11 protein-coding genes and 1 pseudogene are annotated in these 17295 nt (G+C 64.4%); 3 read left to right on the top strand and 9 right to left on the bottom strand.

Annotated elements, in window-relative coordinates; translation table 11 throughout:
* Position 1 precedes the first annotated feature (1 nt).
* A complete protein-coding gene (locus tag G7007_RS08735) occupies positions 2 to 847 on the bottom strand; it encodes an STAS domain-containing protein (protein ID WP_181100830.1) in 846 nt (281 codons plus the stop codon).
* Positions 848 to 1066: 219 nt separating this feature from the next.
* Between G7007_RS08735 and yghU the strand changes: the two genes are divergently transcribed.
* A complete protein-coding gene (yghU, locus tag G7007_RS08730; protein ID WP_181100827.1) occupies positions 1067 to 1906 on the top strand; it encodes a glutathione-dependent disulfide-bond oxidoreductase in 840 nt (279 codons plus the stop codon).
* Positions 1907 to 2336: 430 nt separating this feature from the next.
* Here yghU and G7007_RS08725 read toward each other — a convergent pair whose 3' ends face one another.
* The gene (locus G7007_RS08725) at positions 2337 to 4307 is read right to left on the bottom strand and encodes a BCCT family transporter (protein WP_181100824.1); all 1971 of its coding nucleotides are present in this window, start codon (positions 4305 to 4307) and stop codon (positions 2337 to 2339) included.
* A gap of 510 nt (positions 4308 to 4817) precedes the next feature.
* Between G7007_RS08725 and G7007_RS08720 the strand changes: the two genes are divergently transcribed.
* Entirely contained in the window at positions 4818 to 6974 is a 2157-nt protein-coding gene (locus tag G7007_RS08720; protein ID WP_181100822.1) for a GAF domain-containing hybrid sensor histidine kinase/response regulator, read from the top strand.
* On the opposite strand, the pseudogene G7007_RS08715 reads toward G7007_RS08720, so the two are convergent.
* A pseudogene (locus tag G7007_RS08715) lies at positions 6971 to 9485 on the bottom strand (PAS domain S-box protein). The gene G7007_RS08720 and the pseudogene G7007_RS08715 sit on opposite strands and share 4 nt — an antisense overlap.
* 157 nt (positions 9486 to 9642) lie before the next feature.
* On the opposite strand from G7007_RS08715, the gene G7007_RS08710 reads away from it, so the two are divergent.
* The gene (locus G7007_RS08710; RefSeq protein ID WP_181100819.1) at positions 9643 to 10041 is read left to right on the top strand and encodes a heme-binding protein; all 399 of its coding nucleotides are present in this window, start codon (positions 9643 to 9645) and stop codon (positions 10039 to 10041) included.
* A gap of 10 nt (positions 10042 to 10051) precedes the next feature.
* On the opposite strand, the gene G7007_RS08705 is transcribed toward G7007_RS08710, so the two are convergent.
* From G7007_RS08705 to G7007_RS08680, 6 genes are read right to left on the bottom strand one after another with little or no spacing between them, the layout of a single operon-like run.
* Positions 10052 to 10633, bottom strand: coding sequence for a flavin reductase family protein (locus G7007_RS08705; protein WP_181100817.1), 582 nt, complete (start codon positions 10631 to 10633; stop codon positions 10052 to 10054).
* A 35-nt stretch (positions 10634 to 10668) separates the two neighbouring features.
* Positions 10669 to 11046: a response regulator gene (locus tag G7007_RS08700; RefSeq protein WP_060394135.1), complete on the bottom strand. Its 378-nt coding sequence runs from the start codon at positions 11044 to 11046 to the stop codon at positions 10669 to 10671.
* Positions 11047 to 11091: 45 nt separating this feature from the next.
* Entirely contained in the window at positions 11092 to 12318 is a 1227-nt protein-coding gene (locus G7007_RS08695) for a hybrid sensor histidine kinase/response regulator (protein ID WP_181100814.1), read from the bottom strand.
* Positions 12312 to 12887 (bottom strand): chemotaxis protein CheB, encoded by a 576-nt coding sequence (locus tag G7007_RS08690; protein ID WP_181100813.1) that lies wholly within the window; start codon positions 12885 to 12887, stop codon positions 12312 to 12314. Before G7007_RS08690 ends, G7007_RS08695 begins: the two co-directional genes overlap by 7 nt.
* Positions 12884 to 13705, bottom strand: coding sequence for a CheR family methyltransferase (locus G7007_RS08685; protein ID WP_181100810.1), 822 nt, complete (start codon positions 13703 to 13705; stop codon positions 12884 to 12886). Before G7007_RS08685 ends, G7007_RS08690 begins: the two co-directional genes overlap by 4 nt.
* Complete coding sequence (locus G7007_RS08680; RefSeq protein WP_181100808.1) at positions 13702 to 17175, bottom strand: response regulator; 3474 nt, start codon at positions 17173 to 17175, stop codon at positions 13702 to 13704. Before G7007_RS08680 ends, G7007_RS08685 begins: the two co-directional genes overlap by 4 nt.
* Between the last annotated feature and the right edge of the window lie 120 nt (positions 17176 to 17295).

Below are 17295 nucleotides of genomic sequence, written 5' to 3'. Positions count from 1 at the left end.
GTTACGCCCGCCTGCCGATGTCGACGCCCAGACGGCCGAGTGCCAGCCTCAGGGCGTCGGCCAGGTTGGCCTTGGTGGTCAGGGTGCCGAGGTCGAGCCCCAGGTGCACGATGGTCTGGGCGATCTGCGGCCGCACGCCGCTGATGATCGCGTCGGCGCCCATCAAGCGGATGGCCGTGACGGTCTTGAGCAGGTGCTGGGCGACCAGGGTATCGACCGTGGGCACACCAGTGATGTCGATGATGGCGATTTCCGCGCCGGTGTCGACGATGCGCTGGAGCAGCGATTCCATCACGGTCTGGCTGCGCTGCGAATCGAGGGTGCCGATCAGCGGCAGGGCGAGTACGCCATCCCAGAGCTTGACGACCGGCGTCGACAGTTCGAGCAGTTCTTCCTGCTGGCGCTTGATCACCCCCTCGCGGGACTTCTGATAGGTGCGCACGGTATGCAGACCGAGGCTGTCGAGCAGTTCCGACAGGCTGAGCAGCTGACTGGCCAGCTCGGCCGGCTGCTCGCGCAGGGTGTGCTGCAACAGGCGGAACAGCGGGCCTTTCAAGGCGAAGATGAACGAAGCGGCCTGGTGCGAATCCTGCCCTTGTTGCGCGCGTGACGCCGACAGCTTCTCGAGGAAGCGCCGCGTCTGTTCCCACTGGACGGCGCCGATGTCGGTCTCGCCGCTCAGGCCTTCGAGCAACAGCTGCAGAAATTCGGTGGTCTGCTGACGAATGTCGTGCTCTCTGAGGTTGCGGGTCGCGCCGGTGGCCTCAAGGTCCGTGACCCATTCGCTCAGCAGTTGCGCCTGATGCTGCTTGAGGGTGTGCAACGTGCTGTCGTGCAGTACTGCCATGGTGCGCTCCTGAAAGGTGATGTGACCGGTGCCGAGGGACACGGGTCAACGTGCTGACAGTGACCACCGCGCGGCCGAATAGTTGTGCGCGGGGATAAATAATTGCAGTGTGCCATCCTAGCGCAAGACGCCACGCCGCGCTGCCCTTCACGAACCCCTGGCCTACCTGCGCGGTCCACCGTTTCACGCGACCTTTTTCGATCACAGGAGACCGAGTGCATGAGCGACCACGAGTATGTCCCACCACGCGTCTGGAAAGCGCCCTCTTCACCCGATGGCAAGTTCGCCAGCACCAACCGCGCCGTCGCCGGCCCGACCCACGACAAGACGCTGCCGACCGGCGAGCATCCGTTGCAGCTGTACTCGCTGGCCACGCCCAATGGTGTGAAGGTCACCATTGCCCTGGAGGAGCTGCTGGCCCTGGGGCATGAAGCGGCCGACTACGATGCCTGGCTCATCCGTATCGGCGAGGGCGACCAATTCTCCAGTGGTTTCGTCGGCGTGAACCCCAACTCCAAGATCCCGGCCCTGCTCGACCGCAGTGTCGAGCCGCCGGTGCGGGTGTTCGAGTCCGGTTCGATCCTGCTGTACCTGGCGGAGAAGTTCGGCGCCCTGTTGCCCCGCGAGCACGCGGCACGCACCGAAACCCTGAACTGGCTGTTCTGGCAGATGGGCTCGGCACCTTACCTGGGCGGTGGCTTCGGGCACTTCTACGTCTATGCGCCGCAGAAGATCCAGTACGCCATCGATCGCTTCAGCATGGAGGCCAAGCGTCAACTGGACGTGCTGGAACGACGGCTGGCCGAAAGCGCCTACCTGGGCGGTGACGACTACAGCATCGCCGACATCGCGGTCTGGCCGTGGTACGGGCAACTGGTGCTGGGCAACCTGTATGGGGCTGCGACCTTCCTGTCGGTGCAGGAGTACCCGAACGTGCAGCGCTGGGCCAAGACCATCGCCGAGCGTCCGGCGGTCAAGCGGGGGACGCGGGTGAACCGGGTGTGGGGCGAGGACGGCAGCCAGGTGCCGGAACGGCATTCGGCGGCGGATCTGGATTGATCGACGGTTGACCGTGAGGATGACCGCAGTGTCGGCTTGCCCGCGATGGCGGTAGTAGCACCGACCAAGACCGACAGGCCAAACACTGGCCTGTCAGCCCAGAGGTGAATGCACAGGCCCCATCGCTGGCAAGCCAGCTCCCACAGGTACCCATTTCAAGCAGGCAGCAGCACGATGGCGACGCCACCTGTGGGGCTTGCCCGCGATAGCGGTGCTCGCACCGGCCCATGACCGACAGCTGAACACTGGCCTGCCAGCCCTGAGGTGAATGCGCAGGCCCTATCGCTGGCAAGCCAGCTCTCATAGAACATAAAGTATGTTGTTGATTTTAAAGCAAATAACTTAAGGACTTTGTGGGCCCTGCGGGCCCACCGAGCAGGTGTCCACACTCTCCCGGCAAGCCCCATACAAGCGACTCGCCGGGATGCTATCACCCCACCAGGTGCAGGTAATGCATGTGCCGCTCGAAGTGATCGAGGATGTCGCCGATCACCTCATCCTTCGACCAGCCCATCACATCGTGGTCCTGCCCGCCTTCGCGCAGGTGCACTTCGGCGCGGAAATACTTGCGCTCCTCGTTCGGCGTGTCGCTCATCACGAAGCTCGGCATGGCGTAGGCATGAGGACGGATCTCGTAGAGGAACGGATCATCGATGGGACCGACCTTGAGGATCACGCTGCCCTCCTCACCCTCGTCCACGCTGCACTCGTACCCCTGACGACGCCATTCCTCGGCGACCGATTCGCAGGCCGGGCGACCGACGTCGGCGATGAAGCGCTGCACGTGCGAACGACGTGGGAACATCGCCAGGGTGCGCAGACGGCGCTGCCAGTTGCCGGCATTGCGCGAGGCCGTTGGCGAGATGGCCAGGGCCTGGTGACGCAGGCCCCGCTTGGTGGCATCGAGTTTGAGCGCCTTGAGCAGGCCACGCATGCTGAACAGCAGTGCGATGGTGAACGGCAAGGCACTGGCGATGGTGGCGGCCTGCAGCGCCTTCAGGCCATCGGCCAGCAGCAGCGCGATGGCTACCAGGCCCATGCTGGAGGCCCAGAAGATGCGCTGACGAATGGGTGTGTTGCCCTGTCCGTTGGATGCCAGCATGTCGACCACCATGGCCCCAGAGTCGGCCGAAGTGACGAAGAACACCACGACCATGACGATGGCCAGTGTGCTGATGACGGACGCGAATGGGAAGTGTTCGAGGAAGGCGAACAGTGCCAGCGATGTATCGGTGTCCACGGCCTGTGCCAGGTCGGTCAGCCCCTGGTCAAGGATCATGTGGATCGCGGTATTGCCGAACACCGTCATCCACAACAGGGTGAAGCCACTAGGTACGAGCAACACGCCGGTGACGAATTCGCGGATGGTACGACCACGGGAGATCCGCGCGATGAACAACCCCACGAACGGCGACCAGGCCAGCCACCAACCCCAGTAGAACAGCGTCCAGCCACCGATCCAGTCGCTTGGCTGATAGGCGTAAAGGTTCAGGGTACGGCTGACGATCTCGCTCAGGTAACCGCCGGTGTTCTGCACGAAGGTCTGCAGGATCAGCACGGTCGGGCCGAGCACGATCACCATCAGCATCAATAGCACCGCCAGCCCCAGGTTCAGCTCGGACAGTCGGCGTACGCCTTTGTCCAGACCGGACACCACCGACAAGGTCGCCAGGAACGTGGTGCCGATGATCAGCACGATCTGGATCGGCGTCGACACCGGTATCCCGAACAGGGCATTGAGGCCAGTGTTGATCTGCGCCACGCCGAAACCCAGGGATGTGGCCACCCCCAGCACCGTGCCGATGATCGCGAAGATGTCCACCGCATGACCGATTGGTCCGTAGATACGCTCACCGATCAGCGGATAGAGCGCCGAACGCAGGGTCAACGGCAGCCCGTGGCGGTAACTGAAGTACCCCAGGATCAGCGCCACGATGGCGTAGATCGCCCAGGCGTGCAGCCCCCAGTGGAAGAAGGTGATGCGCATGGCCTCACCGGCCGCCTGGACCGTTCCGCCGTCCCCGAAGGGGGGTTTGGCGAAGTGCATGACCGGCTCGGCGACGCCGAAGAACATCAGGCCGATGCCCATGCCGGCCGAGAACAGCATGGCGAACCAGGTGGTGCTGCTGTAGTCGGGCGTACTGTGGTCAGGCCCGAGCTTGATGTCGCCATAGCGACTGACCGCCAGGAACACCACGGTGCCCAGGATCACGGCGACGGCGAGAATGTAGAACCAACTGACGTTGCCGATGATCCAGCCCTGGATCGTGGCGAACAGGTTTTGCGCATGGGTATGAAAGAGGCTGGCGTACAGCACCAGGACTAGCAAGAGGATCGCCGAGATCCAGAAGACCGGCGGGTTGACTTTGGCAAGTTCAGCGGGTTCGTTCTTCTTGTTCATTAATAGGCAACTCCTTGATGCGACGGCAACGCTTTATGCTTGCGCTAACACTCCGACCGACGGCATGGTAGGACGTTCGCCCCCAGGAGGCGGGACGGTGGACGACGTCTGATGCACTGCGAAGCCGCTCGACAAACGTCGAGCGTGCGTTGCCCTGGGTACAATTCACCACGTCCGTGGCCTCCCGAGGGGGTGGCATGAAAACACAGGATGCCGTTGCAGGGCCACCCGCAGAGCAGTCGCAAGCCGATCGGCCCACGCCCGAAGGTCATGCTGCCGAGCGGACGAGCCAGGTGCGACACGGCGTCGCAGACGAGCGGAAAAACGCGTGCGCAATCGTTGTCGATGCGTGGAATAGAGCGGCCGAACCGCTGGCTGGGCACTGCGTCTCCGACGAAAACCACTCGCTTTGAGCAGGCCTCTCGGTGCACCCTATGGTTTGGTCAGTAGACGATTGAGCAAGCAGGAATCTTGATGTACAGGGCACGATGGCTGGAAGGTGGCGGTTTCATGGCGGACCGCATCGCGAATCACGACTGGACCGATTCCCCTCTCGGGCCGCTCGAGCACTGGCCGGACACGCTCAAGACCACTCTGGCACTGTGCTTGGCTTCCCGCTTTCCGCAAGCAGCGTTATGGGGGCCGGACCTGCTGACGTTCCACAACGATGCCTTCGCCACCATCCTGGGTGACAAGCCTTCCGCACTCGGCCGACCCTTCCGCCTGGTATGGGAGGAGGCCTGGAGCGAAATCGGCGACATGGCCCAGCGCACCCTGCAGGGCGAGGCGTTCTACATCGAGGACTTTCCGCTGGTCATCGACCGCAGCGGCAGCCCCGAACAGGCGTACTTCACGTTCTGCTACAGCCCCATCCGCGATCGCGAAGGTCACGTGGTCGGCCTGCTCGATACCGTCACCGAGACGACGGCGACCGTCATTTCCAACCAGCACCTGCGCTTTCTCGACACCTTGGGTCGGGCCGTTGCCAGCGCCACGGATCCGGCGCTGATCATGGCCATCACCACGCGCATGCTCGGCGAGCACCTGGGCCTGTCCAGCTGTGGCTACGGCATGATGGAGCCCGACCAGGACAGTTTCAGCATCGATGGCGACTGGGTGGCGGACGATGCACCACGCCTGGTGGGTCGCTATCACCTGTCGCATTTCGGCAGCCTGGCAATGAATCGTCTGCGCACCGGCGCACCCCTGGTGATCAACGCGCCTGGCGAGCTGCCTCCTGCGGATTTCGCCAGTTACCAGCGGCTCGGCATCTGCGCCTCGGTGTGCATGCCGCTGTACAAGGACGGTCGTCTGATCGCACTGATGGCCGTCAACGATCACACGCCACGTCGCTGGAGCCTGTCCGAGCAGACGCTGATCCGTGAAGTCACCGAACGCTGCTGGGCGCATATCCAGCGCGTGCAGTCCTTCTCCGAGGCACGCGCCGCGGCCACGGCCCTGGCCACGCTCAACGCCACCCTCGAACAGCGTGTCGGCGAGCGCACCGCGCAGCTGCAACACGCCGAGGCCGCCCTGCGCCAGTCACAGAAACTCGAGGCCATCGGCCAGCTGACCGGTGGCGTCGCGCACGACTTCAACAACCTGCTGACCATCATTCGTTCGTCGATCCACTTTCTCAAGCGGCCCGACCTCGACGAAGGGCGGCGTGCGCGTTACATCAAGACCATGGCCGATTCGGTCGACCGCGGCGCCAAGCTGACCGGGCAACTGCTGGCGTTCGCACGCCGTCAGGCACTGGTGCCGGAAACCTTCGCCGCCGCACCGCGTCTGACGGCGATCGCCGACATGCTCGACACCACCATCGGTTCGCGGCTGCGGGTCGAACTGGAGCTGCCCGATACGCCCTGCTACATCCATGCCGATCTGGCCCAGCTGGAAACCGCCATCGTCAACCTGGTGCTCAATGCCCGCGACGCCATGGGCGGCGAAGGCGTGCTGCGTCTGCGCCTGCAACCCGACCATACGGTATCCGGTGTCGGCGAACACCCACCGCTGCTCGGGCGTTTCGCGGCGATTTCGGTGATCGACAGCGGGACTGGCATTGCCCCGGAACTGCTCGAGCGCATCTTCGACCCTTTCTTCACCACCAAGGTCTCCGGCCAGGGCACCGGCCTGGGTCTGTCCCAGGTCTTCGGTTTCGCCAAGCAGTCGGGCGGCGAGGTGCAGGTACGCAGCGAGCCGGGACAGAGCACGACCTTCACCCTGTACTTGCCACAGGTCACTTCGCCAGCGCTTCTGGCGCCTGCGCAGGCCAGCGCTGCCGAACGCTCACCGCACGCGGCAGGCAGCCGTCATGTGCTGGTCGTCGAGGACAATCTGGACATTGGCAGTTTCGCCGAGCAGATCCTTCAGGACCATGGCTACCAGGTCAGCTGGGCACGTGACGGCGAAGCCGCGCTGGTGCTGCTGGACAGCCGCGTCAGTGAGGTGAACGTGGTGTTCTCGGACGTGATGATGCCAGGCATGAACGGCCTGGCGCTGGCCAAGGCGATCGGTCAGCGTCACCCGCAGCTGCCGGTGATCCTGACCTCGGGTTACAGCGATGTCATCGCCGAGCGCGGCGTGCAGGGCTTTCCCTTCATTGCCAAGCCTTATTCGGCCGAGCAGGTGTGCGCGATGCTGGAGAAGGCGCTGGATCGAGCCTAGGACATGACCGACAGGGTCGTCGTCAGGCGGGCCACGCTCTGCGCCAGTTCGGCCCGGCGGAACGGCTTGCGCAACACCTCGAAGTCCTGCAGTTCGTCAGGCGACAGGTTGGCGTAGCCGGTGATGATCAGCACCGGCAGCTCCGGTCGCTGTTGCCGTAACAGACAGGCCAGACGCGCGCCGGTCATGTCCGGCATGACGTGGTCGGTGACCAATACGTCCACCTCCAGCCCTTGTTCGATCCGCTCGCGTGCGCAGGCCGCGCTGGCGACCTCGGTGACGTCATAACCCAGGGTGCGCAGTTGCAGGCAGGTGGCGTGACGCACGATGTCTTCGTCGTCGACCAGCAATACACGGGTCGCCCGACGGGCCATGGGTGTGTCGCTGGACGGCTCGCACGCGTTGGCGCACTCGGCCTGGCTGACCGGCAGCCAGAGGGTGACCTCGGTGCCCTGCCCCTGCGTGGAGTGGATGCTGAAGTCGCCCTGGGATTGCAACGCCAAGCCTTGCACCATGGGCAGGCCCAGGCCTGTGCCCTTGCCAACGGTCTTGGTGGAATAGAAGGGCTCCATGCAGCGACCCAGCACCTCTTCGCTCATGCCGATGCCCGTGTCCGCAACGCGCAGCCAGACGCTCGGTGCGCCCTCCGTCGCCCCCTGTCTCCACGCCAGCGCTGAGGGTCAGCCGGCCGCCTTGAGGCATGGCATCGCGCGCATTGACCACCAGGTTCAGGATGGCCAGTTCCAGCTGGTGCGGGTCGACTATCACCGAGGGCAGGCAGGCATCGATGGCCAGACCGACCTCGATGGTCGGGCCCAAAGAGCGCCCGATCAGCTCACGCATGTCGCCGATGAGCGTGGCCAGGGAAACCGGCTGAGGCTTGAGCGTCTGGCGCTGGGCGAAGCTCAGCAGGCGACCGACCAGGGTGCGCGCGCGATCGGCGGCCTGCAGCGCGCCGTCGGTCAGCCGGGTGCTGCGCGCGTCGTCATGGCGCAGGCGCAGCAACTCCAGGGAGGCGATGATGGGCGTGAGCATGTTGTTGAAGTCATGGGCGATGCCGCCGGTCAGCTGGCCGACCATCTCCATCTTGCGGGTTTCGTGCAACTCGGCCAGGGTGGCTTCGCGCTCGGCCAATGCAGTGGCCACCCGTTCTTCCAGGCTTTCGTTCAAGGCCAGCAGTTCGGCCTGGGCCTGGACACGTGCCGTGACGTCGATACACATGCACAGCATGCCGGCCAGCTCGTCCTGCTCATGGAGCAGCCGCGTGACCTGCAGCTGCACCCACACCGGCTGACCGTCGGGACGCAACACGCAGCGCGTGACCTGTCGGGGGGCTGCCTGCCTCGCCATGCCCAGATCGGTCATCCAGGCATCGGGAAGGTCTTGGAGACGGGTACCGAGCACGTTGGCGCGGGTGCGTCCAAGCATGTCGCAGTAGCGATCGTTGGCCCGCGTGATGGTCCAGGTGCGGTCACACAGGACGATGCCCGCACTGGCCTGCTCGAACATGGCCGCCAGCTGCGCGGAACTGGCCTTGAGCGCCTGCTCGGCACGCGCATGCACAACGGCCGCCCAGAGGTGCTTGCCCGCCTCGTCCAACAGTTGCAATTCCTGCTCGCGTACCAGACGCGTATCGCGCAGGTGCACCACGAGCACGGCCTCCAGCCCCTCGGCGCGAATGATCGGTACGTACAAGGCCGTTGCGCGACGCCCCTGGCAGGTCACCTGGCCCTGAACCACGCGATCCTGATGCAGGGCCTCGAGCGTCGCCTCGTCGAACGCTGGGCACAATGGGATCTCGACTGGCCACACGTTCGCTTCGGCCCATACCTCGCACACGTGCCATGGCACATCGCGGGCGTCGCACCGCAGCAGGCTCAGGCGCGCGGCGCCCAGGTCCACACCCAGCTGACGCAGGCCGGCCTGCTGGATCTGCTCCGGCTCGCTCAGGGTAGGCAGCAATCGGCCCAAGGCCAGGAGCGAGGCCTGGCGTCGTTGAAACCGCACCCGTTCGGTGGTTTCGGTGACGATGCACAGCACCCCGCCGACGTCGCCGTGCTCATCGTGCACAGCGGAATAGGACACGTCGAACCAGACCGTTTCACCCAACCCGTGGCGCTCGATGTAGAACGGTCGGTCGGTGGCCGAGAACGTCTCGCCCGTCTCGCGCACCCCCCTCAGCAGTGGCTCCAGGTCGTCCCACAGCTCGTGCCAGTGCTCGATCGCCGGACGACCCAGGGCATGGGGGTGTTTCGCACCAATGGTCGGCGCATAGGCATCGTTGTACAGCGCGAGGTAGTCCGGCCCCCAGAACAGCACGATCTGTGCCTTGGACGGCAATAGCGTGGCCATGACGGTCTTGAGCGCCATGGGCCATTCGCGCGGCGCGCCAAGCGGCGTCGCCGCGGGATCCTGGTGGCACAACAAACGCGCGACCTCGCCACCGTGGCGCAGGAACCCCGGTTGCTCGTGATTGGTGCAGGTCATGCCTGAGGTAATGGATCGTGTCATGTCAGCGTGCCCGGCATGCTTCGGTCTGGACATCTGATGGCCGTCTGTGCATAGGAGCGTATTGTTGGCGGGACGTTCAATCCATCGGCACGTTGCCGTGCGACAGACCGTCGCGGGTGCGATACTGCCCTTCTTTTCCTGCGACACGGAGTGCGTCATGCACAGCAAATCGGTACTGGACCACAAGGACATCCTGCGCATGCTGCAGGCCGCACGCCAGCATGCCAGCGACCACCACTGGCCGGTGTGCATCGCCATCGTCGACGACGGCGGCCACCCCCTGGCCCTGGACCGGCTCGACGGCTGCGCCCCGGCCAGCGCCTACATCGCCCTGGAAAAGGCACGCAGCGCCGCCCTCGGTCGACGCGAGACGGTGCAGTACGAACGCATGGTCAACGAGGGCCGCACGGCCTTCGTGACCGCGCCTCAGTTGACCTCCCTCGAAGGAGGCGTGCCGGTGCTGGTCGATGGCTTGGTCATTGGCGCGATCGGTGTGTCGGGCGTGCAGGCCGCCCAGGATGCCGAGATCGCCAAGGTCGGCGTCGGCGCGCTGTAGGCCTGTCGGCTCACGCCTGCGGATCGACCACCACAGGCTCGCCAATGGCGTAGAACTGCCCGCCCGCCACATAGTGCAGGCTGCGCCAGACAGGCGAGGCCTGCTCGAACAGCCAATGCCCGTCGCAAAAGGCACGGTCGTCGGCCCAGGCCGCCACCACCTCGGCGATGAACAGGTCGTACGTCTGCTGGTTGTGCGGCTCGTCGATCACCCGACACATCAGCCAGGCCGAGCAGCCTTCGACCAGCGGCACCGGATAGTCTTCCACGGTGTGCAGCACCACGCCACTGGCGACCAGCTTGTCCGGTCGATCATGCAGGCTGTGCGTGCCGACCTGGTGGGTCAATGCCGCCTGCCCGACCGTCGGCACCTGGATCGCCAGCCAGCCGCTGGCCTCGACCAAGGCGCGCGTATGGGCGATCTTGTCGAGCACGATGGAGACCTTCGGCGGGGCAAAGTCCAGGGCACACGCCCAGGCAGCGGCCATGACGTTGTCGACGCCGCCGTGGCGGGCCGAGACCAGCACGGTCGGGCCGTGGTTGAGCAGGCGGTAGGCTTTTTCCAGCGCTACCGGTCGAACGTGTTCATTCATCGATCAGGCTCTGCCTCTCACCGACGCACGGGGCATCAGCGCAATTGGTCGTGGATCTTGCTGCGCAGCGTGTCGAGGTCGAACGGCTTGGCCAGGATCGGTGCCTTGCGAGTGATCGGGCTGTTGGACTCGAGGATCTCGGCCGGATAGCCACTGATGAAGATCACCTTCAGGTCAGGGCGCAACTTGACCGCAGGCTCGGCGATCTCCACCCCGGAAATGCCACCGGGCAAGCGGAAATCGGTGACCATCAGGTCGAGGTGCGGCTTGCTCGCCAGGATAGCGAACGCCTGTTCGCCGTTTTCCGCCACCAGCACGTGATACCCCTCGCCGGCAAGGTAATCGCGCAAGATCATGCGGATCGCCTCCTCGTCCTCGACGATCAGTACGACATCTTGTGCATCTTCACTCATTTCAAAACCTAGATATTCGACAGGATTGGCCATACGACCTTGGCGTCACGCAGAGGTTGCCTGCACCTGACCAGTTTCATGAAGGGTTTTCGGCAGCGGCAGCCAGATGCTGAACTGCGAGCCCTGGCCTTCTTCGCTGTGGACCTCGATGCGCCCGCCGTGGGCCTGAACGATCTGGTCGGAGATGTACAACCCCAGCCCCAGCCCGGCCACCGAACGGCTCTGGGCCACGCGCTCGAACTGCTGGAAGATCCGCTGCTGGTTGGCCAGGCTGATGCCGATGCCCTGGTCCTGGACCTGCACGCAGGCCATGCCGTCCTGTTCGAAGACGCGGACCTGCACGGGGCGTTGCTCGCCATAGCGCAGGGCGTTCGACAGCAGATTGGCCAACACCTGCTCGATGCGCAGCGCATCCCAGCAGCCGCACAGGGTTTCGCACGGCTCCAGTTCGATGGTCGTGCCGAGCGCTGCGGCCTGGGCTTCGAAGTTCTCCACCAGCGCCCGCACCACGCGGTCCAGCTCACAGGTGTCAGGCTTGATCGACAGCTTGCCGGTGCGGATGCGCGACACGTCGAGCATGTCGTCGATCAACCGGATGAGGCTGTTGATCTGACGCTCGTCCCGTTCGGTCATCGCTTTGAGCTTGTCGAACGAAAACGCCTCCAGATTGCCGTTGGTCAAGTGCATCTTGCGCAGTTGGGTTTCGAGGATCAGCCCATTGAGCGGTGTGCGCAGCTCATGCGAGACGATGGACATGAAGTCGTCGCGCATGCTGACCGCGCGCTCCAGCTCGGTCTGGGTGACTTGCAACTGCTCCAGCAAGACAGCCTGCTCCTGCCGGCTGCGCTCGATCGCCTCGAGTTGGCGCCCGAGAATCTGCCGCTGGCAGTACAGGTCGACGAACACCGAGACCTTGCTCTTCACCGCCTGGGTATCCAGCGGCTTGTGCAGGAAGTCCACTGCACCGCTTTCATAGCCCTTGAAGGCATAGTTCATCTCGCGCCCGGCGGCGCTGACGAACACGATCGGAATGTGCTTGGTCTTTTCCGCACCGCGCATCAGCTCGGCCAGTTCGAAGCCGTTCATGCCCGGCATCTGCACGTCGAGGATGGCCAGGGCGAACTCGTGCTCGAGCAGCAGCATCAGCGCCTGCTCGGCGGACAGCGCCTGATGGACCTCGCGGCCGTCGCCCCGGATCAAGGCGTCGAGTGCCAGAAGGTTCTCCGGCAGATCGTCGACGATCAGTAGCTTGGCAGTGATGTTGTTCAGCATGCGCTCGATTCCAGGGTAGCGAGCAACTGCCCGATACCGCTCAGGGTAAGAATATGATCAGGCTGGTGCCGGGCCAGTGCGGCCTCGGGCATCAGACTGACCTCGGCATCACGGGGGTCCTGGACCACGGTTCGCCCCCCGTTACGCTTGATGCAGGCCAGGCCATGGGCGCCGTCCTCGTTGGCCCCGGTCATCACGACCCCCAGCAAACCCTCGCCATAGGCATCGGCCGCCGACTCGAACAGCAGATCGATGGCCGGACGCGAGTAATGCACCGGGGGTTCCTGGCTCAGCGACAGGCTGAAATCACGCTCGACCGACACGTGATACCCCGGTCCTGCCACGTAGATCCAGCCGGCTTCGATCGTGGCCTTGTCCAAGGCTTCGCAGACCGGACGAGAAAAGCGCCGTTGCAGGACTTCGGCCAGGTGGCTGGGCCGCCCTTCGGGCAGGTGCAGCACGCACACCACCGGCAGGGCGAAGGCCGGCGGCAGTGCGCCGAGCACCTGGAACAGCGCCGAGACGCCGCCCGCCGAGGCACCGATGACGATGGCTCGTATGGCACTCATGACTTGCGGTAGATCCGTTCGGGCTTGACCAGCTGCGTGAAGCGATCGCCATAAGCCGAGAAGTCGACCGACTCCTTGCTGCCGAGCAACAGGAAGCCGCGATGGCACAACGAGTCATGAAACAGGCCGAAGGCGCGGTCTTGCAAGCTTTTATTGAAATAAATCAGCACATTACGGCAAGACACCAGCTGCGTTTCGGAAAACACGCTGTCGGTGGCCAGGCTGTGATCGGCGAAGGTGACGTTCTCGCGCAGGCTGCCATCCATGATCACGTGATCATAGGCCGCCGTGTAGTAGTCGGCGAAATCGCGTCGACCGCCGGCCAGGCGATAGTTGTCGGCGTACTGCTCGATGTCGTTCAAGGCATAGATGCCCTGCTTGGCCTTTTCCAGCGAGCTGGGGTTGATGTCGGTGGCATAGAGGATCGTGCGCTCGAGCAGCCCTTCCTCGCGCAACAGGATGGCCATCGAATAGACCTCCTCGCCCGTGCTGCACCCGGCGATCCACACTTTGATCGATGGCCAGGTGCGCAGCAGCGGCACCACCTCGTTGCGCAGCGCCAGGAAGTGCCCCGGATCGCGGAACATCTCGCTGACCGGAATCGTCAGGTATTGCAGCAACTGCATGAACATCGCCGGATCGTGCAGCACGCGCTCCTGCAGGGCCGAGACCGTGCGGCATTCGAACTGGCCAAGCGCGTGCTGAATGCGTCGCTTGATCGACGCACCGGAGTAGTCGCGAAAATCGTAGCTGTACTTGAGGTAGATCGCCTCGATCAGCAGCCGGATCTCGATATCGGTATTGCTGTGGGTACTCAAATTCGCTCCAGTTGCGGTAGCCAGACGCGGATCAGGGAGAACAGGCGGTCAAGGTCGATCGGCTTGGCCAGGTAGTCGTTGGCACCGGCCTGCAGGCAGCGCTGCTGGTCGTCCTTCATGGCCTTGGCCGTGACGGCGATGATCGGCAGCTTGCGCCACTCGGGCCGCTGGCGGATCAGGCGGGTGGCCTCGTACCCGTCCATTTCCGGCATCATCACGTCCATCAGCACCAGGTCGATGTCATCATGCTGCTCGAGGCGCTCGAGGGCTTCGCGACCGTTGCGTCCGATCTCCACGCGAGCTCCCTTGTGCTCCAGCGCGCTGGTGAGCGCGAAGATGTTGCGCACGTCATCGTCGACCAGCAGGATCTTGCGCCCCTCGAACACCTTGTCGCGACTGCGGGCGGTCTTGAGCATGCGCTGGCGTTCGTGAGACAGCTGCGACTCGACTTTGTGCAGGAACAGCGTGACCTCGTCGAGCAGCCGCTCGGGCGAGCGGGCGCCCTTGATGATGATCGAGCGCGAGTACTTGAGCAGGTCGGTTTCTTCGTCGCGGGTCAGGTTGCGCCCGGTGTAGACGATCACCGGCGGGAATACGCGGATGTCCTCGGTGGTCATGCGCTTGAGCAGCTCGTTGCCAAGCATGTCCGGCAGCTTGAGGTCGATGATCATGCAATCGTAGACATGGTCGCGGAGCAGTTCCAGGGCTTCGCCGGCCGTCCCCACCGCCGTGATTTCGACGTCCTCGTCGCCGATCAGCATGGCGATGCTTTCGCGCTGCAGCGCGTCGTCTTCCACCAGCAGGATATGCTTGAGCTTCTGCGTCAGCTTGGCCTCGAGACGACCGAACACCTCCTTGAGCTGCTCGCGGCTGGCCGGCTTGACCGCGTAACCCACCGCTCCCATGTGCATGGCCGCCTCGACGCGGTCCTCGACCGAGATGATGTGCACCGGAATGTGTCGGGTGCTGGCCTGTTCCTTGAGGCGTTGCAACACGGTGAGGCCGGAATGGTCCGGCAGACGCATGTCCAGCAGGATGGCATCGGGCACGTAGCGAGCGGCCAGCTCGAAGCCGTCATCGGCGGCATGGGCGACCAGGCAGTGGTAGCCCAGTTCGTGGGCCAGGTCATACAGGATGCGGGCAAAGTTCGGCTCGTCCTCGACCACCAGAATGCACCGCTTGTCGAACGGTGCCTGCTGACGGTCATCGCTGAAGGTCGGCGCGACCCGCACCGCTGGCGCCTGTGGCAACGCCGCGGGCAGCACCGGTGCGGGGGGCAGGGCCGCAGGCACGGGCACATCTTTCTTGGGCGCGGCCGCTTCGTCGGGCTCGTAGTGCTCCGGCAACGTCAGGCTGAACAGGCTGCCCTCGCCCGGCGTACTGCTGACCTGGATCTGCCCGCCGAGCAGGCGTGCCAGGTCGCGGGAAATGGACAACCCCAGACCGGTACCGCCAAAGCGTCGATTGCTGGTGCCATCGACTTGGTGGAAGGCACCGAAGATGGCCTCTTGCTGATCGGCGGGAATGCCGATGCCGCTGTCACGCACGGCGAACACCAGGCCCTGGCCAGGCGCCGGGCTGACCGTGAGGCTGACGCGCCCCTTGTCGGTGAACTTGATGGCGTTGGACAGCAGGTTCTTGAGGATCTGCTCCAGGCGCTGGCGATCGGTGAACAGCGCCGCGGGCAGGTTCGGTTCGAGGACGACCTCGAAGGTCAGCCCCTTGTCCTGGGCCAGCGGTTCGAACATCGACTGCAAGCCGCCCACCAGGCGCGTCACCGGCGTGTGCTCCGGGCGCATGTCGAGCTTGCCGGCCTCGACCTTGGCGATGTCGAGGATATCGTTGATCAGGTTGAGCAGGTCATTGCCGGCCGCATAGATCGACTCGGCGAATTTCACCTGATCCGCACTGAGGTTGCCTTGGCCGTTCTCGGCCAGCAGTTTGGCCAGGATCAACGAGCTGTTGAGCGGCGTGCGCAGCTCATGGGACATGTTGGCGAGAAACTCGGACTTGTAGCGGCTGGACTGCTGGAGGGCATCGGCCCGGGCCTGCAGCTCGACCTGCGCCTGGTTGAGCTCGTTGTTCTTGAGGTCGAGCGCATCGGTGCGTTCGGCGAGCTGTTCGTTGGTCTGCTCCAGCTCGGCTTGCTGGGTCTCCAGGTAGGCCTGGGACTCCTTGAGCACGCGCGACTGCTCTTCGAGCTCTTCGTTGGCGGTCTTGAGTTCTTCCTGCTGGACCTGCAACTCTTCGTTGAGTTGCTGGGTCTCGGCCAGCACTTCCTGAAGACGCTGGCGGTAGCGGGCGGTCTCGATCGACAGGCCGAGGTTGTCGGCCACCTGCTCGAGCAACTCTGCGTCGCGCTCCGACAATGGACGCAGGAAGCCGAGTTCGAGTACGCCGTTGACCTGGCCATCGTCACGGGTCGGCACCAGCAGCGCACTGCGTGGCAGGCCTTCGCCGATGCCGGAGCTGAGCCGGTAGTAATCCGCCGGCAGCGTGTCGAGCCGCAGCAGGCGCTCCTGCCCCACGACCTGGGCCAACAGGCCCTCGTGGCCTTGGAACACCTGTTCGCGTGCCTGGGCCTCGGCGCCCAGGCCATAACTGGCCACGCGTGTCAGTTGGCCATGCTGGTTGCGCACGTAGAAGGCGCCGACCACGCTGCCCAGGTAACTGGCAAAGAAGCGCAGCGTGTTGTCCCCGAGCATTGCCAGGGTGAGCTGGCCAAGCACCTGCTCGGCCAGTTGCGTCTGCCCGTTGCGTAGCCAGGCCTGGTGCTCCAGGCGTTCGGCAGCACGCTGCTGAGCCTGCAGGTTGGCGACATAGCTGTCCGACAGGGCCAGCAGATCGCGGCGCCCCAGGTAAGCCAGCAGGCCGCTGAGCGAGACCAGCAACAAGATGAAGGTAGTGATGCCGGTCACGGTGGCTGTGCTGACCGTGTCGTGCCGCGTCGTGCGCAGTTGCTGCTCTTGGGTGATGAAGGCGTCGAATTCGCGGCGAATCTCATCGGTCAGGCGCTTGCCACGGCCATTGCCGATCGCCTGCTGGTAGTCGCCCTGGCTGCGGCGCAGCGCGATCATCTCGCTGGCGAACTGGGTCCAGGCGTTCTGCAGCGCGATCAGGCGATTGACCCGATCGACCTGCTGCGGGTTGTCGTCGACCAGCTCACGCAGGTCCTTGAGCCCCTCGAGCACGCGCGGCTTGGCCACTTCGTACGGGTCCAGGAAGCTTTCATTGCCAGTGATCAGGAAGCCGCGCATGCCGGTTTCCAGGTCGATCGACAGCTTGACCGCCTCGTTGGCGTTACCGATGGTGCGGTCGGTGTGCTCGACCCACTGCATGGCGGACAACAGGTAGGCGACGACACCGACGAAGACGATCGTGCCGAGCAGGCCGAGGCCCAGCGGCAGTCCGACGTTACGCGCCAGCAGCTTGCGGAAACTGCGCTGGTCCATGGAAGCGGCTTGAATCATGTAGTGAGGCCCGAACGAAAGATCCAAAAGAGAAATGAAGCATGATCGAACTGCGTGCGCCTGACGCCCTCTAACGCTGGCGTCGACACCTGCCCGACCGCCCGGCCAGACGCGTGCCAT

Origin of the sequence: Pseudomonas entomophila (genome assembly GCF_013523125.1) — a bacterium.
GTDB classification, from domain to species: domain Bacteria; phylum Pseudomonadota; class Gammaproteobacteria; order Pseudomonadales; family Pseudomonadaceae; genus Aquipseudomonas; species Aquipseudomonas entomophila_B.
This window is presented reverse-complemented; position numbering and strand designations above follow the sequence as displayed.